The sequence below is a fragment of the Allobosea sp. TAF32 genome (genome assembly GCF_052113585.1).
Taxonomy (GTDB): domain Bacteria; phylum Pseudomonadota; class Alphaproteobacteria; order Rhizobiales; family Beijerinckiaceae; genus Allobosea.
In genome coordinates, this window is sequence record NZ_JBFRDM010000005.1 from 313265 (window position 1) to 330954 (window position 17690).

The following is a 17690-nucleotide window of genomic DNA, read 5'->3' on the forward strand; positions in this document are numbered from 1 at the left end:
TCAGCCCGCGGCCTCGATTTCCTTCATCACCGCGGCAGCCTCGGCAAAGGCAGTGTTGCCCGCGGGCACGCCGGCATAGATCGCCGTCTGCATCAGTACCTCCTTGAGATCGTCGGCGGTGAAGCCGCCGCGGGTCAGCCCTGCGCGGACATGCAAGCGGAATTCCTCCCAGCGGCCGAGGCTCGCGGTGATGGCGAGGACGAGCAGGCGCCGCGTCCGGTCGTCGAGGCCGGGGCGGCTCCAGATTTCCTGCCACGCGATGCGGGTGATCATCGCCTGGAACTCGGCATTGAAGGGCGTGCGATTGGCGAGCGATCGATCGACCCACGCGTCGCCGAGGACGCGGCGGCGGTTCTTCAGGCCAGCTTCGAACAGGGTTTCTGCAGCGCCGGCCGCATCGGGGCCGGGCGACAGGAAGCCACGCAGCGCTCCGGCCAGGGCAGCGGGCGCCTCGAGCGGGGCGAGATGGCCGCAGTCGAGCCGTTCGAGGGTCGCGCCCGGGATCGCGGCGACGAGATTCTCGCCATGGCCGGCGAAGGGGGTGGAGGCGTCGCGATCGCCGACGACGACGAGTGTCGGGCAGGAGAGACTGGCGAGCCGGCCGATCAGGTCCATGTCGCGGATGGCGGCGCCTGCGCCGGCATAGCCTCCGCTGTTCATGGCGATGAGACCGCGCCGGACGCTCTCAGCGACTGCCGGCTGGCCTGTGGCGAAAGCCGGCGAGAGGAAGCGCTGCATGGCGAGATCGGCTATCGCCACTGTGCCGCCGGCGCGGACCTTCTCGACGCGATCCTGCCATGCCGCCTTGTCCATGGTGGCCGAAGTGCAGATCAGTGCCAGCGCCGCAACCCGCTCCGGCCGGGTGAGCGCGAGCTCCATCGCGATCATGCCACCGAGCGAGACGCCCGCGACTGCCGCACGCTCCACGCCGGCTGCGTCCATCACCGCGGCAACATCTCCGGCCAGCTGGGCGAGCGTGTAGTCGCCGCTCGGCGCGTCGGTGGCGCCATGGCCGCGGGTGTCGAGCCGCAGGACACGGAAGGAGGGGAGGAGAGCGGGCATAGCCGCGTCCCAGAGGCCGAGATCGGTGCCGATCGAGTTCAGCAGGACGAGGGCCGGCTTGTCGTCCGTGCCTTCGAGCTTCCAATAGATGCGGGCGTCGCCGCTTGCTGCGAAAGGCATCGTTCGTCCCTTAGTCGTTCTGCGCGAGCAACGCGGCGACGAGTGCCGCACTCTCGCCGATATCGGTTCCGAGGCCGGCGGCCGCGAGATTACGGGCGATGGCGGCTTCGTCGACCTCAAGCCCTTCCGCGACCATCGCCATGGCGCCGGCCGCGCCGGCCGCGAGCAGAAAAAGCTCTGCCAGGGCGGGACCCTCGGCCTGCCAGCCGCCGAGACCGCGCTCCTGCTCGGCCGGGAGACCGGCGAGGATGCCGGCAACGAGGCCAGGAGCGCGCAAGGCGGCGGAGAGTGCGACCTGACAGCCGGTGGGGTTGCGTTTGTGGGCCATGGCGGAGGAACCGCCACGGCCTGGGATCGCCGGCTCGCGGGCCTCGCCAATGCCGTTCTGGGCGAGGAGCGAAACGTCGCGCGCCAATTTGCCGAGGGCCCCGATGGCGATGGCTAGGGCCGTGGCGATACCGGCGATGCCGCCGCGGCGTGCATGCCAGGGCGGAGAGTCAGGCAGGCCGAGGGCGGCAGCGAGGCGGGCGGAGACGGCCGCGCTCTTGCCGCCGAGACCGGCGCGCGAGCCGGCGGCGCCGCCAAATTGCAGCGTTGCGCCGGTTTCGACCTCGCGGTTCAGGCGGGCGGCGGCTTCCACGATGCCGGCCTGCCAATGTGCGATGCGCAGACCGAAGCCGATCGGCAGCGCGTCCTGCAACAGCGTGCGGCCAATCGCCGGGGTCTCGGCATGGCGTCGTGCGAGTGCGGCGAGCGCCGTCGCGATACGCGTGAGATCGCCGCCGAGCAGATTGCTGGCGGCGTGGATCTGGCAGGCCAGTACGGTATCGGCGACATCCTGGCTGGTGGCGCCCTTGTGGAGGGTCTTGGCGGCCTCGCCGGTCAAGGCGGCGCGAAGCCGTGCCACCAGCGGGATCGCCAGCGTGCCGGCCAGCGCTGCCTCCTCGGCAAGCGCGGCAGGGTCGATCGCGATCTCCGCGCAAAGCGCGGCGATCGCGCCCGCTGCATCGGTGCCGATCAGCCCTTCCGCCGCCTCGGCACGGGCGAGTTCGGCTTCGAAGGCGAGCGCGTGCCGAAGCGTGGCCGCGTCCGAGAACACGGCCAGCATGGCTTCGGTGGTCGCCGGCCTTGAGCGGAGGAACCCGCTCACGCGGCCTTGGCGAGGCTCGGCGCCACAGTGAACGGCGCCGCCGTCTTGGCCTTGACCTCGTCGAGGGTGACGCCGGGGGCGAGCTCGATCAAGGTGAGGCCACCGCCATTCTCCTTGTCGCAGCTCAGGACGCAGAGGTCGGTGATGATGAGGTCGACCACGCCGGCGCCGGTCAGCGGCAGCGAGCAGCGCTCCAGCACCTTGGATTCGCCGGCCTTGTTGGCGTGATCCATCACCACGATGACCTTCTTGACGCCGGCGACGAGATCCATCGCGCCGCCCATGCCCTTCACCATCTTGCCGGGGATGGTCCAATTGGCGATGTCGCCATTCGCAGACACTTCCATCGCGCCGAGGATGGTCAGGTCGATATGGCCGCCGCGAATCATCGCGAAGCTATCGGCCGAGGAGAAGAAGCTGGAGCTCGGCAGGGTCGTGATCGTCTGCTTGCCGGCATTGATCAGGTCGGGATCGGCCTCGCCCTCATAGGGGAAGGGGCCGATGCCGAGCAGGCCGTTCTCGGATTGCAGCGTGACGTCCACACCCTCGGGGATGTAGTTCGCCACCAATGTGGGAATGCCGATGCCGAGATTGACGTAGAAACCGTCCTTCAGCTCCTTGGCCGCGCGGGCGGCGACCTCTTCGCGGGTCCAGGCCATTATGCCGCCTCCCTCTTGCGCTCGGTCAGCTTCTCGATGCGCTTCTCGTTGATCGTGCTCTTGATGATGCGGTCGACATAGATGCCCGGCGTGTGGATCGCCTCGGGATCGAGCGAGCCGACCGGCACGATCTCCTCGACCTCGGCCACCGTCACCTTGCCGGCCGTCGCCATGTTCGGATTGAAGTTCCGCGCCGTCTTCCGATAGACGAGGTTGCCGGCGGTGTCGGCCTTCCAGGCCTTGACGATGGCGAGGTCGGCCCGGAGCCAGGTCTCGCGGACATAAAGGTGCCCTTCGAATTCCTCGATCGGCTTGCCTTCGGCGACGACGGTGCCGACGCCGGTCTTGGTGTAGAAGGCCGGGATGCCGGCGCCGCCGGCGCGGATGCGCTCGGCCAGCGTGCCCTGCGGGTTGAGCTCCAGTTCGAGCTCACCGGCGAGATATTGCTGCTCGAACAGCTTGTTCTCGCCGACATAGGACGCGATCATCTTCTTGATCTGCCGGGTCTGCAGCAGCATCCACAGGCCGAAGCCGTCGGCGCCGGCATTGTTCGAGATCACCGTCAGGTTCTTCACGCCGGAATCGCGGATCTGCGGAATCAGGCTTTCCGGGTTGCCCGACAGGCCGAAGCCGCCGGACATGATCGTCATGCCATCGAAAAGCAGCCCCTCCAGCGCCGCGGCGGGGCTGTCGTAAATCTTGCGCGTCATCTGTCCTCCCTGGGCGAGGCTTGTGGCCTCAGCGTTCGCTCCGGTGTTCCGGCTGCCTCGGTGCCGGCGGCGCCACAGTTAGACCGGTCCAAAGTTTCCGGCGCGATCAGAATACGAACGTGGGAGAATGTCTATGGCCGTGACGCAACTGGCACGGCCTTCGCGCAATGTCGACGTGTTCCATCTGCTACCGGCTTCAGGCGGCGGCCAACCGCTGAGATCCCGGGATCGGAAATACCCGGTCATAGGCCAGATTGAACAGGAAGGCGTAGACCACGTAGAAAATCACGATCGCGAGATCCATCAGGAAGGTCTCCCACAGGCCGATGCCGAGATACCAGGCGATCGGCGGCAGCAGCAGCAGGAGAAGGCCGCCCTCGAAGAGCAGCGCATGCAGGACGCGCGCCGGGATGTTCTTCTGCGTGTGCCCGACCAGCCGGTGCATGGCGTGATCGAAGCCGAGGTTGAAGAAGAAGTTCCAGAACGTCGCGACGGTGGCCGAGCCGACGCCGATCACGCCCATATGCGTCGCGGGCAGCCCGAAGAGCTGGGCGCCGCCGGGAATCACGAGCGCCAGTCCGATCACCTCGAACAAGAGCGTGTGGCGAACCCTGTCGGGAAAGGAGCGCATCGACATTCAAAAACCCGTTGTTCTCGTTGACGCCCGGTCTTCTATCGCCAAATTTGAGCGTCTCAAGTTGGGTATTATCTGGATTACAGATAGATGAGCGTCTCCTTCGAGCAGTTGGAAGCCTTTGTCGCGGCGGCCGAGCACGGCTCTTTCTCGGCGGCGGGCCGGGTCCTGCGCAAGGCGCAGTCGGCAATCAGTACGCAGGTGGCCAATCTGGAGGAGGATCTCGGCATCGTGCTGTTCAGCCGTGCCGGCCGCAACCCCGTGCTGACGGCGGCCGGCGAGAGGCTGCTGCGCGAGGCGAGGGTGATCCTTGACCGGCGGGAGCATCTGCTCGGCGTCGCCAGCGGCTTTGAGGCGCATGTCGAGAACCGGCTGGTGGTCGCGATCGACGAGCTCTATCCGGAACATCTGCTGGGTGCGCTCTTCGCGGATTTCGCCCGGCAGTTCCCGCATGTCGAGCTGGAGCTGCTTTTCCCGCTGATGGAGGATGTCAGCCAGCTCGTCCTGGCCGGGCAGGCCGATATCGGGGTGATGTGGCGGCAGGAGGTGCTGCCGGCCGAGCTCGGCTTCCAGACGGTCGGCTGGGTGCCGATCAAGCTCGTCTGCGGCAAGGAGCATCCGCTGGCCGGCACCCGCGTCGACTGGGAGGATCTCAAGCGGCACCGGCAAATTCTTGTCGCGGCGCGCGGCGACGGGCCGGAGAAGCAGCGCCTGCGCGTCGCGGCGGAGGTCTGGTGGGTCGAGAGCCACTGGGTCATCCTGCAGCTGGTGAGGCAGGGCATCGGCTGGGCCTTCGTTTCCAGCTCCGTGATCGAGCATTCGCCGGTCGCCGCCGATCTCGCCATGCCCGATCTCCAGTTCGACAATTTCGACCTGCCCGTCGCGCTGGAAATGGTCTGGCACAAGCAGCGTCCCTGCGGGCCGGCTGCGAGCTGGCTGCGCGAGCGCTTCGCCGCTGCCCGCATCGGTGCGGCCTGATCGCATCAGCGCTCGTGCTTTCGCTTCGAAGCGCGGTAAGGGTCGAATGCGACAGGTTTCGGGAATTAAATTACATATCTACGGCGGCGTGCGCGGATGAGTTTGGTCTACAAAGTCCGATAGCGTCGGAGTTTGTCGAGAGCGATCGATGCACCATCTTGCCACGCGAGGCAGTGTCGAATATCGTTATCAGTAATAAAATTTCATAATGCCGCCGAGGGCGGTTTCATCCGGGGAGTGACGATGCACAACGATTCCTTCTCTCGCGCCGGTTTGACGCGCCGTGGCCTGGGCGGCCTTGCCGCCGGTCTTGCGGGCTCGACCATGCTGGCTCCGGCTGTGGCCTGGGCCCAGGCCGCTTCGAGCGCGAACCTCGCCATGGTCGGTGAGCCGCAGTCGCTCGATCCGATGGCGTCGACCGCCGATCTCGTCGGCACGATCATGCAGCATGTCTACGAGCCGCTGTTCACCTTCGACGCCAACTGGGCGACGCAGCCGATGCTGGCCGCCGCGCTGCCGGCCGTATCCGCCGATGGCAAGACCTACCCGATCGAGCTGCGCAAGGGCGTGAAGCTGCATAATGGCCGCGACCTCGACGCCGAGGACGTGGTGGCATCGCTGAAGCGCTGGTTCGACATGACGCCGCGCGGCAAGGGCTTGGCGAAGAGCCTCGCCAGCCTGACCGCGAAGGGGCCGACCACGGTCGAGATCGTGCTGAACAAGGTCGAGCCGGCGCTGCTGGCACATCTGGCGCTGCCGTCTGGCTTCGCCGCGATCATGGCGAAGGAGACGATCGCCAATCCGCTGACCGAGTTCGTCGGCACAGGCCCCTACAAGTTCCGCGAGCGCAAGCCCGACCAGTTCGTCGTGCTGGTGAAGCACGAGGGCTATGCTTCGCGCAGCGAGCCGGCTTCCGGCTATGCCGGCAAGCGCGAGGCCAAGATCGACGAACTCCGCTTCATCCCGGTGCCGAACGCCAATACCCGGCTCGAGGGCGTCATCGCCGGCCAGTACCAGTTCTCCGACCAGCTCGCGGTCGAGAGCTTCAAGAAGCTGTCCGGGGCGAGCGCGGCGCGCGCCGTGCTGACCATGCCCTTCGGCTTCCCCTATTTTCCGACCAACACCAAGCAGGGCCCGATGGCCGATCTGAAGGTCCGCCAGGCCTTCCAGATGGCGCTCGACCTCGAAGAGGTGCTGATGGCCGGTTTCGGCGAGCCGAAGTTCTTCGCGACCGCTGCCGAGCACTTCCCGAAGGGTTCGCCCTTCTTCTCCGAGGCAGGCAAAGACAAGTACAGCAAGGGCGATGCGGCCGGCGCCAAGAAGCTGCTGGCCGAGGCCAAGTATGATGGGACGCCGATCCGCATCCTCAACTCGAAGCAGTACGACTTCCATCACCGCATGGCGCTTGTCATGGCCGAGCAGCTGAAGGCGGCCGGCTTCAAGGTTCAGCTCGACGTCGTCGACTGGGCGACGCTGATCCAGCGCCGCGGTGATCCCGCGCTGTGGGACATCTACATCACCCATTCGGCCTTCCTGCCCGAGCCGATGCTCTCCCCGCCGCAGCTCGGCGAAGGCGCGCCGGGCTGGTGGTCGAGCCCGGCCAAGGAAGCCGCGCTCACCGCCTTCAACGCCGAGCCGGACCCGGCCAAGCGTGGCGCGCTCTGGGGCAAGGTCCAGCAGGTTGTTTATGACGAGGTGCCCTATATCCGCGCCGGCAATTTCGGCGCGCTCTCCGGCGCCTCGGCCAAGATGACCGACTACGCCGCGATGCCGTGGCCGTCCTTCTGGAATGTCGGCCTGACCAAGTAGCCGCTGGAGCTACCGGCCCTAGTCGGCCCCGGCGCGGCAGAGCCCGCGCCGGGGCCATTTTCAGACACGCCGATTTCGCCAACGGAGCGTATTGGATGCTCGCGCATATCGGACGCCGCTTCGCCGGCCTGCTGCTCGTGCTCTTCATCGTCGCCGCGCTGGTCTTCTTCCTGACGCGGCTGGCGCCGGGCGATCCGGCGGCGCTGATGCTGGGCGAGCAGGCCACGGCCGAGGACATCGCGCGGCTGCGGACCGCCTATGGCCTCGACAAGCCGCTGCTGCTGCAATTCTTCCTCTGGCTGAAGGAGGTCGCGAGCGGCAATCTCGGCCAGTCGATCTTCCTGCAGCGGCCGGTGACGCAGGCGCTGCTGGAGCGCGCAGAGCCGACCTTCTTTCTGGCGATGTTCTCGCTCGCCATCGCTGCGGCGATCGGCATCCCCGCCGGCATCGCCTCGGCGGTCTGGCGCGGACGCCCGGTCGACCAGACTGTGAGCGGGCTTGCGATGCTGGCCGCGAACATCCCGAGCTTCTGGCTCGGCCTGATCTTCATCCAACTCTTCGCGGTCAAGCTCGGCTGGTTTCCGGTCGCCGGCTATGGCTCGCCCGGGGCCAGCTTCACTGAGCGGCTCCAGCACCTCTTGCTGCCGTCGGCGGTGCTCGGCGTCGTCAATTCCGCGCTGATCACGCGCTTCACCCGCGCCAGCATGCTCGACATTCTCGACGCCGATTTCCTGCGCACGGCGCGGGCGAAGGGGCTGTCCGAGCGCCGCGTCCTGCTCGGGCACGCCTTCCGCAACGTGCTCGTCCCGGTCATCACCGTGCTCGGCCTGACGCTGGCACTGCTGATCGGCGGCGCGATCGTGACCGAGACGGTGTTCGGGCTGCCGGGCATCGGCAATCTCGTCGTCTCCGCCGTGCTGCGGCGTGACTATCCGGTGATCCAGGGGGCGCTGCTGGCGGTCGCCGCGATCTATGTCCTGATCAACCTCCTGATCGACCTGATCTACACGCTCGTCGATCCGCGTGTCCGCTACTGAGGGAGCGACGATGAACTCTCCCGTCCTGGCTTTCCTCCGCAGCCTGTTCCGGCGCAAGCTCGTGCTCGTCGCTGCCTTCGTGCTCGCGGTGGCCTTCGTCCTTGCGGTGCTCGCGCCCTGGATCTCTCCCTATGATCCCGGCGCGATGCGGGTGGCGCGGCGCCTGCGCCCGCCGAGCGAGGTCAACTGGTTCGGCACCGACGAGCTCGGCCGCGACATCTTCTCGCGCATCGTCTGGGGCGCGCGGGCCTCACTGGGCATCGGCTTCGCCGTGGTGGCGATCTCGGTCACGGTCGGCACCGCGTTCGGCCTGATCGCCGGCTATTTCAAGCGGCTGGATGCGCCGATCATGCGCCTCGTCGATGCGCTGATGGCGCTGCCTGACATCCTGCTGGCGATCTTCCTCGTCGCGGTGCTCGGGGCCTCGGCCGGCAATGTCATCCTGGCGCTGTCGATCGTCTATACGCCGCGCGTCGTGCGCGTGATCCGGGCGTCGACCTTGGTCGTGCGCGAGCTGCCCTTCGTCGAGGCGGCCCGCTCGATCGGCGTCTCGACGCCGCGTATCCTGGCGGTGCATCTCCTGCCGAACATCGCTTCGCCCGTGCTGGTCCAGGCGACCTTCATCTTCGCCTATGCGGTGCTGGCGGAAGCCGGGCTGTCCTTCCTCGGCGCCGGCGTGCCGCCGGAGACACCGACCTGGGGCACCATGATCGCCTCCGGCCAGCAATATGCCGACGATGCCTTCTGGATCGTCGCTTTCCCGGGCCTCGCCATCGTCTTCGTGGCATTGTCGTTGCAAGTTCTCGGCGACGGGTTGCGCGACATGCTCGATCCGCGCCTCAGAAAGGCCTTGTGATGTCCGGGGTTCCGCTCTTCCCTTCGGCCTGCGGCGATCTCGCGCGGCGGGTGAGGATCGGAACGACAGGTATCCGCAAGGCCGGTTTCGGCGGAGCTCACCGGACATGACCGGCGAGTCCGATCCCATGGCGATGGCGAGAGCCGCAGGGTTTGAGGAGACGGTCGGTGCCTCCGACATCCTCAGCGCGATCCGCGCCGGCCTCGGCCAGATGTCCGAAAGCCAACGGCGGGTCGGGATGCTCTTCCTCGACGATCCCGATTGGGCGGTGAAGGCCAATGTCGAGGATATCGCCGCGCGCGCCGGAGTCAGTGCGCCGACAATCGTGCGTTTCGCCCGGGCGATCGGCTGCGAGGGCCTCAAGGACCTGAAGCTGAAGCTCGCCGGGGCGCTGGCGCTGGGCGCGCCCTTCCTGCATCGCTCCGTGCATGTCGGCGAGACCGCGGCCGACGTGGTGCGCAATGTCACCGGCAGCATGACGACGGTGATCGCCGACTGGCAGCGCCGGCTCGACCCGGCCGAGCTCGACCGGGCCGCGGCGGCGATCAAGCGTGCGCGCCGGATCGACTGTCTCGGCACCGGCGCGACCTCGCATTTCCTGGCGCAGGACCTGCAGGCGCGCCTCTTCCGCCTCGGGTTGACGGCGAACGCCTTCTCCGACGCCCATTTCCAGCTCGTCGCTGCCGCGACCCTGACCTCGGCCGACGCGCTCGTCGCGATCTCCTTCGTCGGCCGCATGCCGGCGCTGCTGCGCGCCGTCGAAGTCGGCCGGGCGCGCGGGGCGACGATCATCGCCTTGACGCAGGCGCGCACGCCGCTCGCCGAACTCGGCCACATCGTCCTGCCGATGGATGTGCCGCGCGATGCGACCATGCTGGTCGGAACGGACGCCTATGTCGTCCAGCTCATCGCGATCGAGATCCTGATGATCATGGTCGGGCTGCGTCAGGGCCCGGAACTGATCGCCCGCATGAACGATCTCCATCACGTCCTGAATACCTACGGGGTCGACCGCGAAGATCCGTCCGTCCTGCATGCCGGCTGGCGCCAGATGCTGGATTCCGATCCGGGGTCGTCCGAAACGGGCTGACGCGGCCCGCTAGAGCATTTCCGCGTTTCTTCGAAGCGCGGAAATGCTCAGGCCTTTGTTTTATATCATTTTCTTCACGAGAACCGGTATCCACTTCGCTTGAAAATGCTCGTGCTGCTACTGGTGAAAGGTCCAGAGCAGGCTCTCGCTTAATTCCTTCAGCGCCTCGACGGCGTCCGGCCGCTCGCGAGCGACCGCGGCGATCAGGGCGTCCGCGATCGCGAAGACGGCCGTGGGGGAGTTGGGCAGCAGGCGGCTGCGCGCCGGCGCGAAGAGCGTGACATCGGCGATCGAAGCGAGCGGCGATGTCGGGCCGTCGGTCAGCGCCAGAAGCTTGGCGCCGCGCTTCTTGGCGAAGCTCGCCAGATCCACCGTCGAGCGCGAGTAGCGCGGGACGGAGATCGCCACCAGGAGATCGTCCGGCCGCGCCGACATCATGTGGCGGACCGCGCGCTCCGGGCCGGTGCGTGCGGAGGCGAAGATCACATCGGCGCCGAGATAGAGCGCAAGCCCGTCTTCGAGGAACGAAGCGACGTGGTGGCTTGCGCCCGAGGCGGCGATGAAGACGCGCGGGGCCTTGAGCAGCAGTTCGACCGCCCGTGTCACGGCTTCCTCGGTCAGGCTTTCGCGGGCCGCCTGCAGATTGGCGGCCTGGTCGGCAAGAGCAGCCTCGACGGTCGCGAAGGTCGAGCCGGCGGCCGAGCGGGCGCCGGCGAAGCTGTCGACCGGAGCATGGGCGAATTTCAGCGCGGCCGAGAGCGCGCCACGAAACTCGCCATAGCCGCCATAGCCGAGCGCCCGGACGAAGCGGGTCACCGTCGCGTTGGAGGTGCCGCTCCCTTCGGCCAGCCCCTCGATCGTCATCGTCGCGACGTCGAGCGGGTGCTGCAGCACGAAATCGGCCGCGCGGCGGTGGCCGTTGCTGAGGGAGGGGTAGATCTGCGCGATCCGGTTCGAGAGATCCGTCGAAGGCCTCAGGCCCTGGGACATGTGCCTCCGCCCTGTTGACGTTCAAAAATTTTCATGTTTGCTACCCGACGAAAATAAACCTGTCAAAACGACAAGCGGGAGCGGATACCATCATGCGTCAATCCCTGTTCGTCGCGGCATTCGCCGCAACGTGCCTGTCCGCCACGGCGGCTTCGGCGCAAACCCTGCGCATCGCGCTGGCTTCCGAGCCGACCGCCGTCGATCCGCATTACCACGACCTCACCCCGAACAACGCCCTGGCGCAGCACATCTTCGACTCGCTCGTCGCCCAGGACGAGAAGCAGAAGCTCCATCCGAGCCTCGCCACCTCCTGGGAAAACGACGGCAAGAACCGCTGGACCTTCAAGCTCCGCGACGGCGTGAAGTTCTCCAATGGCAAGCCGTTTACCGCCGAGGACGTGGTCTTCACCTTCTGCCGCACCTTGAAGAACGAGACCAAGGTGTCGGATTCCTTTGCCGACGTCACCGGGAATTTCGCCTCGGTCGAGTCGCCCGATCCGCAGACGCTGGTCATCAACACCATCAATCCGGAGCCGCTGCTGCCGAACCTGCTCTCGGCGCTTCCCATCCTCTCGGCCTCCATCGTCGAGCACGGGCCGATCAGCTACGACATCGCCAAGAACTGCGGCGTGACGGGGCCCTGGCCGACCGTCAGCGGCTTCAATGACGGCTCGCTCGCTATCGGCACCGGCCCCTACAAGCTGAAATCCTATGTGCGGGGCTCGGCGATCGAGCTCGAGCGCAGCCCGACCTATTGGGGCAAGGCCGAGCCCTGGGAGCTGGTGCGTCTGCTGCCGGTGACCAATGCCGGGCCGCGCCTCGCCGGCCTGCTCGCCGGCGATTACGACGTGATCGAAAATCCGGCCGCGCGCGATCTCGGCCGGATCAAGGATGACAAGCGCTTCGGCCACGTCATCACGCCCTCGACCCGCGTGATCTATTTCCAGCTCGACGTCGCCCGCGACCAGAGCCCCTTCGTCAAGGCCGAGGATGGCAAGAACCCGCTGAAGGATGCGCGCGTTCGCAAGGCGATGTCGCTCGCCATCGACCGCGACGCCATCGTCAAGCGCATCATGGATGGCGCGGCTGAGCCGGCTTACCAGTATCTGCCGACCGGCATGTTCGGCACGCTGCCGAACCCGCCGAAGCTGGCTTATGACCCCGCGCAGGCCAAGAAGCTGCTGGCCGAGGCCGGTTATGCCAAGGGCTTCCAGCTCACCCTGTCGACCACCAATGACCGCTACATCAACGACAGCCAGATCACCCAGGCGGTCGCGCAGTACCTGACCCAGATCGGCATCAAGACCGAGGTCGACGCGATGACGCGGGCGATCTACTTCCCGCGCCGTGCCAAGAAGGAATTCAGCGCCGCGCTCGGCGGCTGGGGCTCCGGCACCGGCGAGGCCGCGTCCTTCCTGCGCCAGTGGCCGCCGACCCCCAACGAGACCAAGACGCTGGGCGGCTCGAACTATGGCGGCTACAAGAACGACCAGTTCGACAAGGTGATCCGCGAAGCCGTCACCACGCTCGACGACGCCAAGCGCGCTGAATTGCTGCAGGAGGCCGGCAAGCTCGTCCTCGCCGACGGCGCCTTCATCCCGCTGCACTTCGAGAGCGGCGTCTGGGCCTTCAAGTCCAACCTCGCTGTCACCGGTCGCGCCGATCAATACATGCTGGCGATGTCAGTCAGGCCGGCCGCCAAGTAGGCCTCGCCGATCACCCCAAAAATGACGGGCGGTCTGCTGGACCGCCCGTTCGGAACATGTAGCGGAGCCGGTCTCAGCCATGACCGCCTATGTCCTGCAACGGCTGATCCAGAGCGCGCTCGTGCTGCTCGCGGTTTCGGTCGTCGTCTTCTTCGCCGTCTACGGCATCGGCGATCCGATCGAGCTTCTGGTCTCGCCCTCGGCCAGCTCGGCCGAGCGCGAGGCGCTGATCCGGCGCCTCGGCCTCGACCTGCCGATCTGGCAGCAATATTTCGTCTTTATGGGCAATGCGCTGAAGGGCGATCTCGGCCGCTCCTTCGTCCATGGCGTGCCGGCGATCGAATTGATCCTCGCCCGTCTGCCCGCGACCTTCGAGCTCGTGCTGCTGGCGATGACGCTGGCGATCGTGACCGGCGTGCCGCTCGGCCTCTATGCCGGGCTCGATCCGGAGAGCCGTCCCTCGCGCATCATCCTGGGCAGCACCATCCTCGGCTTTTCTTTGCCTAGTTTCTGGAAGGGCATGATGCTGATCCTGCTGTTCGCCGTGCTGCTCGGCTGGTTGCCGACGGCGGGGCGCGGCGAGACGGTATCCATCCTCGGCTTCAAGACCAGCCTGCTGACGCTGGACGGGCTCAAGCATCTGGCGCTGCCGGCGATCAACCTCGCCATTCCCAACATGGCGCTGATGATCCGCCTCGTCGCCGCCGGCACGACCGAGACGATGACGCAGGACTACGTCAAATATGCCCGCGCCAAGGGCGTGCGTCCCCGGCGCATCGTCGGCCGGCATGTGCTGCGCAACATCCTCATCCCGGTCGTCACCGTGGTCGGCATCGAGTTCGGCAGCCTCGTCGCCTTCTCCACCATCACCGAGACGGTCTTCGCCTGGCCGGGCATGGGCAAGCTGCTGATCGACTCGGTCTACCAGCTCGATCGGCCGGTCGTGGTCGCCTATGTGCTGCTGGCGACGCTGCTTTTCGTCACGGTGAACTTCCTCGTCGACATCCTCTATGCCGCGCTCGACCCGCGAGTGAAGCTGACGGGAGAGATGGCATGAGCGCAAAAAGCAAGGCGCCCGCCGTTCCCGCCTATGCCGATACACCGTTGCGGGAGAGGGTGCTCCGCCGCATCCGCAACCGGCCGACGACGCGCGGTGCCGCGATCCTGCTCGGCATCATGGTTCTTCTCGCGCTGCTGGCGCCGGTCATTGCGCCACAGAACCCGCACGATCTCGCCGCGCTCAGCGTGATGGACAATCGCCTGCCGCCGGGCGAGACCAGCATGAACGGCATGACCTACTGGCTCGGCACGGATTCGCAGGGTCGCGACATGCTGAGCGCGATCCTCTACGGGCTGCGCACCAGCCTGATGGTCGGCCTCTCGGCGACGCTCGGCGCGCTCTTCATCGGGATTTCCGCGGGGCTTCTCGCGGCGCAGTTCGGCGGACCCGTCGATGCCATCATCATGCGCGTCGTCGACTTCATGCTCGGCTTTCCCTCGATCCTGGTCGCGCTCGTGCTGCTCGCCTCGATCGGGCGCGGCGTCGACAAGGTCATCCTCGCCATCGTGCTGGTGCAATGGGCGCAATATGCCCGGCTGATGCGCGCCTCCGCGCTGGTGGAGCGGCGCAAGGAGTATATCGAGGCGGCGCTGAATTTCGGCCTGCCGACCCGGCACATCATGATCGCGCACCTGCTGCCGAACTCGGTCGGCTCGGTGCTCGTGGTCGCCTCGATCAGCGTTGCCAGCGCGATCACGCTGGAGGCGACGCTCTCCTTCCTGGGCGTCGGCGTGCCGGTGACGCAGCCCTCGCTCGGCCTGCTCATCGCCAACGGCTTCGAGTTCCTGCTCTCGGGCGAATACTGGATCGCGGTTTTCCCGGGTATCGCGCTGGTGCTGCTGATCGTCTCGCTCAACCTCGTCGGCGACCGGCTGCGCCGCAGCTTCAACGTGCGCTCATGACCGACGCCCTGCTCGATGTCCGCGGTCTCAGGACCGTCTTCCATGCGCTCGACGGTGCCTGGCCCGCTGTCGACGGTGTCGATCTCAGCGTCGCGCGCGGCGAGGTGCTGGGGCTCGTCGGCGAGTCCGGCTCTGGCAAATCGGTGACCGGCTTTTCGCTGGTCCGGCTGATCGATGCACCCGGCGAGATCGTCTCTGGCACGATCCGCTTCGACGGCGAGGATCTGCGCAACGCGACTGAAGAGCGGCTGCGCGATCTGCGCGGCGACCGCATCGCGATGATCTTCCAGGACCCGCTGATGACGCTGAACCCGGTGCTCAGCATCGGCGAGCAGATGAGCGAGGCAATCCTGGAGCATCGTCAATGCACCCGAATGGAGGCGCTGGCCGAGGCGGCGAAGGCGCTGGCGCGCGTCGGCATCTCCTCGCCGGAAGCGCGGTTGAAACAGTTCCCGCACGAATTCTCCGGCGGCATGCGCCAGCGGGTCGCGATCGCGACGGCGCTGCTCAACGCGCCCGACCTGATCATCGCCGACGAGCCGACGACGGCGCTCGATGTCACCATCCAGAGTCAGATCCTGTTCGAGGTGCAGAAGCTCGCCCGCGAGACCGGCACGGCCGTACTCTGGATCACCCATGATCTTGCCGTCGTGGCCGAGCTCGCCGACCGGGTCGCGGTGATGTATGCCGGCCGCGTCGTCGAGATCGGCCCGGTCGATCAGGTTCTCGATGCGCCGCGCCACCCCTACACGCTCGGCCTGCTCAACTCCTCGGCCGCCAATGTCGCGCCCGGCGAGCGGCTGAACCAGATCGACGGCGTCGCGCCGCGCATCGATGCGCGCCCGAGCGGCTGCCCGTTCCGGCCGCGCTGCCTGCGCGTGCAGCCGGTCTGCGCCGAGCGCGATCCCGAGACGGTGGGGGAGGGCGCCCGCAGCTTCCGCTGCCATAATCCGGTGCCGGTGGGAGAAGCGGCATGAATGCCCAATCCAGCGCCCCGATCATCGAGCTCAAGGGCATCACCAAGCATTTCCGACGCAAGCCGACGCTGGCTGAGCGCATCCTGATGGCGACCGGCCGCGGCAAGGCACCGCCGGTGCTGCGCGCCGTCGACGGCATCGATCTCAGTGTGAAGCGCGGCGAGGTGCTTGGTCTCGTCGGCGAATCCGGCTGCGGCAAGTCCACGCTCGCCCGCGTCGTCACCGGCATCCTGAAGCCGACCGCCGGCGAGGTCGTCTACGAGCAGCGGCCGGTGGCCGGGCTCAGAGGCAAGGAGCGACTCGACTTCCTGCTGAAGGTCCAGATGATCTTCCAGGACCCCTACGCCTCGCTCGACCCGCGCATGAAGGTGAGCCGCATCGTCGGCGAGGCGCTGAGCGTCCACAAACTCCTGCCGAAGGCCGAGATCGATGGGGCTGTCGACCGGGCGCTGAGCGAGGTCGGGCTCGATCTCGCCTATCGCGAGCGCTATCCGCACCAGTTCTCGGGCGGGCAGCGACAGCGCATCGGCATCGCGCGGGCGCTGGCCGTGAAGCCGGATTTCCTCGTCTGCGACGAGCCGGTCTCGGCCTTGGACGTCTCGATTCAGGCGCAGGTCGTCAATCTGTTCATGGATGTGCGCGAGCGCCATGGGCTGACCTATCTCTTCGTCAGCCATGACCTCGGCCTCGTCCGCCATATCAGCGACCGGGTCGCGATCATGTATCTCGGCCGCATCGTCGAGGTTGGGCGGGCGGCGGAGATCTTCGCAGAACCGGCGCATCCCTACAGCGCCGCGCTGATCGCCGCGATCCCCTCGGCGGCGCGGCGCAAGCGCGCCTTCCAGCCGCTCAAGGGCGAATTGCCGTCACCGCTGGCGCCGCCGCCCGGCTGCCCCTTCCATCCGCGCTGCGAGCAGGCGATGCCGGTTTGCCGCGAGGTCCGGCCGAAGCTCACCGAGATCGCGCCCGGCCGCAGCGCCGCATGTCATCTGCACAAGGCTCCGGAGTCCGCATGACCACCACCACCCTCAACCCGCCCGTCGGTCGCAGCGCGCTGCCCTTCATCGACCGGCGCCATCCGGACAGGCCGCTGGTTGTCAACTTCTACCGCCCGGAGCGCCACCAGCCGAACGACCCGGTCATCGTCGTGCAGCACGGCATGATGCGCAACGGCGACGACTACAGGGATTTCTGGATCGATGCGGCCGAGAAGCACAATCTGCTGATCGTCGCGCCGAGCTTTCCCGACGAGCATTTCCCCAAAGCCGAAGGCTACAACAACGGTCTGGTCGTCTCCGCTGACGATGCCATCGCTCCGCGCGAGCAGTGGCTCTACGCGGTGCCCGAGCGCGTGCTGGATGCGCTCCGGGCCGGCGGCGTGATTGATAGCCCCGTCATCCGCATTTTCGGCCATTCGGCCGGCGGCCAGTTCGTGCACCGGATGCTGGCGACGGAGGGCGGTGAGCTCTTCGCGGCGGCGATGGCTTCCAATCCGGGCTGGTACACGCTGCCGACGCTCGATCGGCGCTTTCCGGAAGGGCTCGGCGGGCTCGATCTCGACCGTAGTGCGCTCACACGCTGGCTCGCCTATCCCATGATGCTCTTCGCCGGGGACCGCGACATCGTCACCGACGATCCCAACCTGCCGGCGCAGGCCGAGGCGCTGGCTCAGGGGCCGCATCGCTATGGCCGCGCCCATTTCATGCTCGACTTCGCCCGGGCCGAGGCCGCGCGTCTTGGCGTGCCCTGCAACTGGCAGCTGATCACGGTGCCGGGGATCGGCCATGACGGCGGGGCGATGTCGCGCGCGGCGGCGGCCTATTGGTTCGAAGCCGGCCGGATTCCACCGGTGGAGGAGCTTGGAAAGCAGGTCGAACCCGTACTCTGACAACTCCTGCTGCGGCGCAATATTGCTGACCCGGTGCGAGGGCCGCCGGGGTTGGTCGGGCT

The 17690-nt window shown here is 67.1% G+C and carries 17 protein-coding genes; 11 read left to right on the plus strand and 6 right to left on the minus strand.

Annotation, left to right across the window (positions count from 1 at the left end):
* The 5 genes from pcaDC to AB4Z16_RS13250 all read right to left on the minus strand — a co-directional run bounded on the left by pcaDC (position 1) and on the right by AB4Z16_RS13250 (position 4338).
* Entirely contained in the window at positions 1–1182 is a 1182-nt protein-coding gene (gene pcaDC / locus AB4Z16_RS13230; protein WP_441511808.1) for a bifunctional 3-oxoadipate enol-lactonase/4-carboxymuconolactone decarboxylase PcaDC, read from the minus strand.
* A 10-nt stretch (positions 1183–1192) separates the two neighbouring features.
* Positions 1193–2332: a lyase family protein gene (locus AB4Z16_RS13235; protein ID WP_441511809.1), complete on the minus strand. Its 1140-nt coding sequence runs from the start codon at positions 2330–2332 to the stop codon at positions 1193–1195.
* Positions 2329–2991 carry a 3-oxoacid CoA-transferase subunit B gene (locus AB4Z16_RS13240; protein WP_441511810.1) on the minus strand — a complete coding sequence of 221 codons (663 nt, stop codon included), beginning with the start codon at positions 2989–2991 and terminating at the stop codon, positions 2329–2331. The genes AB4Z16_RS13235 and AB4Z16_RS13240 overlap by 4 nt, the downstream gene beginning before the upstream one ends.
* Positions 2991–3701, minus strand: a complete 711-nt coding sequence (locus AB4Z16_RS13245; RefSeq protein ID WP_441511811.1) for a CoA transferase subunit A — start codon at positions 3699–3701, stop codon at positions 2991–2993. The genes AB4Z16_RS13240 and AB4Z16_RS13245 overlap by 1 nt, the downstream gene beginning before the upstream one ends.
* Before the next feature lie 196 nt (positions 3702–3897).
* Positions 3898–4338 carry a PACE efflux transporter gene (locus AB4Z16_RS13250; protein ID WP_441511812.1) on the minus strand — a complete coding sequence of 147 codons (441 nt, stop codon included), beginning with the start codon at positions 4336–4338 and terminating at the stop codon, positions 3898–3900.
* 87 nt (positions 4339–4425) lie between these two features.
* Here AB4Z16_RS13250 and AB4Z16_RS13255 point away from each other — a divergent pair, with 87 nt between their 5' ends.
* The 5 genes from AB4Z16_RS13255 to AB4Z16_RS13275 all read left to right on the plus strand — a co-directional run bounded on the left by AB4Z16_RS13255 (position 4426) and on the right by AB4Z16_RS13275 (position 10105).
* Entirely contained in the window at positions 4426–5313 is an 888-nt protein-coding gene (locus AB4Z16_RS13255; RefSeq protein ID WP_441511813.1) for a LysR family transcriptional regulator, read from the plus strand.
* Between the two features lie 243 nt (positions 5314–5556).
* Positions 5557–7122, plus strand: coding sequence for an ABC transporter substrate-binding protein (locus AB4Z16_RS13260; RefSeq protein ID WP_441511814.1), 1566 nt, complete (start codon positions 5557–5559; stop codon positions 7120–7122).
* A gap of 95 nt (positions 7123–7217) precedes the next feature.
* A complete protein-coding gene (locus AB4Z16_RS13265) occupies positions 7218–8159 on the plus strand; it encodes an ABC transporter permease (RefSeq protein WP_441511815.1) in 942 nt (313 codons plus the stop codon).
* A gap of 10 nt (positions 8160–8169) precedes the next feature.
* A complete protein-coding gene (locus AB4Z16_RS13270; RefSeq protein ID WP_441511816.1) occupies positions 8170–9015 on the plus strand; it encodes an ABC transporter permease in 846 nt (281 codons plus the stop codon).
* Positions 9016–9121: 106 nt separating this feature from the next.
* Positions 9122–10105 carry a MurR/RpiR family transcriptional regulator gene (locus AB4Z16_RS13275; protein WP_441511817.1) on the plus strand — a complete coding sequence of 328 codons (984 nt, stop codon included), beginning with the start codon at positions 9122–9124 and terminating at the stop codon, positions 10103–10105.
* A 117-nt stretch (positions 10106–10222) separates the two neighbouring features.
* Here the strand turns inward: AB4Z16_RS13275 and AB4Z16_RS13280 are convergent, their stop codons facing one another.
* Positions 10223–11095 carry a MurR/RpiR family transcriptional regulator gene (locus AB4Z16_RS13280; RefSeq protein WP_441511818.1) on the minus strand — a complete coding sequence of 291 codons (873 nt, stop codon included), beginning with the start codon at positions 11093–11095 and terminating at the stop codon, positions 10223–10225.
* A 92-nt stretch (positions 11096–11187) separates the two neighbouring features.
* Between AB4Z16_RS13280 and AB4Z16_RS13285 the strand changes: the two genes are divergently transcribed.
* The 6 genes from AB4Z16_RS13285 to AB4Z16_RS13310 all read left to right on the plus strand — a co-directional run bounded on the left by AB4Z16_RS13285 (position 11188) and on the right by AB4Z16_RS13310 (position 17628).
* Entirely contained in the window at positions 11188–12801 is a 1614-nt protein-coding gene (locus AB4Z16_RS13285) for an ABC transporter substrate-binding protein (protein ID WP_441511819.1), read from the plus strand.
* A 79-nt stretch (positions 12802–12880) separates the two neighbouring features.
* Positions 12881–13858 (plus strand): ABC transporter permease, encoded by a 978-nt coding sequence (locus AB4Z16_RS13290; protein ID WP_441511820.1) that lies wholly within the window; start codon positions 12881–12883, stop codon positions 13856–13858.
* Positions 13855–14763, plus strand: coding sequence for an ABC transporter permease (locus AB4Z16_RS13295; RefSeq protein ID WP_441511821.1), 909 nt, complete (start codon positions 13855–13857; stop codon positions 14761–14763). The genes AB4Z16_RS13290 and AB4Z16_RS13295 overlap by 4 nt, the downstream gene beginning before the upstream one ends.
* On the plus strand, positions 14760–15740 hold the full coding sequence (locus AB4Z16_RS13300; RefSeq protein ID WP_441511822.1) for an ABC transporter ATP-binding protein: 981 nt from the start codon (positions 14760–14762) through the stop codon (positions 15738–15740). Before AB4Z16_RS13295 ends, AB4Z16_RS13300 begins: the two co-directional genes overlap by 4 nt.
* Complete coding sequence (locus tag AB4Z16_RS13305; protein WP_441511823.1) at positions 15737–16756, plus strand: ABC transporter ATP-binding protein; 1020 nt, start codon at positions 15737–15739, stop codon at positions 16754–16756. The genes AB4Z16_RS13300 and AB4Z16_RS13305 overlap by 4 nt, the downstream gene beginning before the upstream one ends.
* Complete coding sequence (locus AB4Z16_RS13310; RefSeq protein ID WP_441511824.1) at positions 16753–17628, plus strand: alpha/beta hydrolase family protein; 876 nt, start codon at positions 16753–16755, stop codon at positions 17626–17628. Before AB4Z16_RS13305 ends, AB4Z16_RS13310 begins: the two co-directional genes overlap by 4 nt.
* Positions 17629–17690: the final 62 nt, after the last annotated feature.

Excerpts from the sequence above, each read along its gene's own strand:
- pcaDC (WP_441511808.1), bottom strand. The coding sequence starts at position 1,182 with ATGCCTTTCGCAGCAAGCGGCGACGCCCGCATCTATTGGAAGCTCGAA.
- AB4Z16_RS13240 (WP_441511810.1), bottom strand. The coding sequence starts at position 2,991 with ATGGCCTGGACCCGCGAAGAGGTCGCCGCCCGCGCGGCCAAGGAGCTG.
- AB4Z16_RS13245 (WP_441511811.1), bottom strand. The coding sequence starts at position 3,701 with ATGACGCGCAAGATTTACGACAGCCCCGCCGCGGCGCTGGAGGGGCTG.
- AB4Z16_RS13250 (WP_441511812.1), bottom strand. The coding sequence starts at position 4,338 with ATGTCGATGCGCTCCTTTCCCGACAGGGTTCGCCACACGCTCTTGTTC.
- AB4Z16_RS13255 (WP_441511813.1), top strand. The coding sequence starts at position 4,426 with ATGAGCGTCTCCTTCGAGCAGTTGGAAGCCTTTGTCGCGGCGGCCGAG.
- AB4Z16_RS13260 (WP_441511814.1), top strand. The coding sequence starts at position 5,557 with ATGCACAACGATTCCTTCTCTCGCGCCGGTTTGACGCGCCGTGGCCTG.
- AB4Z16_RS13265 (WP_441511815.1), top strand. The coding sequence starts at position 7,218 with ATGCTCGCGCATATCGGACGCCGCTTCGCCGGCCTGCTGCTCGTGCTC.
- AB4Z16_RS13270 (WP_441511816.1), top strand. The coding sequence starts at position 8,170 with ATGAACTCTCCCGTCCTGGCTTTCCTCCGCAGCCTGTTCCGGCGCAAG.
- AB4Z16_RS13275 (WP_441511817.1), top strand. The coding sequence starts at position 9,122 with ATGACCGGCGAGTCCGATCCCATGGCGATGGCGAGAGCCGCAGGGTTT.
- AB4Z16_RS13280 (WP_441511818.1), bottom strand. The coding sequence starts at position 11,095 with ATGTCCCAGGGCCTGAGGCCTTCGACGGATCTCTCGAACCGGATCGCG.
- AB4Z16_RS13285 (WP_441511819.1), top strand. The coding sequence starts at position 11,188 with ATGCGTCAATCCCTGTTCGTCGCGGCATTCGCCGCAACGTGCCTGTCC.
- AB4Z16_RS13290 (WP_441511820.1), top strand. The coding sequence starts at position 12,881 with ATGACCGCCTATGTCCTGCAACGGCTGATCCAGAGCGCGCTCGTGCTG.
- AB4Z16_RS13295 (WP_441511821.1), top strand. The coding sequence starts at position 13,855 with ATGAGCGCAAAAAGCAAGGCGCCCGCCGTTCCCGCCTATGCCGATACA.
- AB4Z16_RS13300 (WP_441511822.1), top strand. The coding sequence starts at position 14,760 with ATGACCGACGCCCTGCTCGATGTCCGCGGTCTCAGGACCGTCTTCCAT.
- AB4Z16_RS13305 (WP_441511823.1), top strand. The coding sequence starts at position 15,737 with ATGAATGCCCAATCCAGCGCCCCGATCATCGAGCTCAAGGGCATCACC.
- AB4Z16_RS13310 (WP_441511824.1), top strand. The coding sequence starts at position 16,753 with ATGACCACCACCACCCTCAACCCGCCCGTCGGTCGCAGCGCGCTGCCC.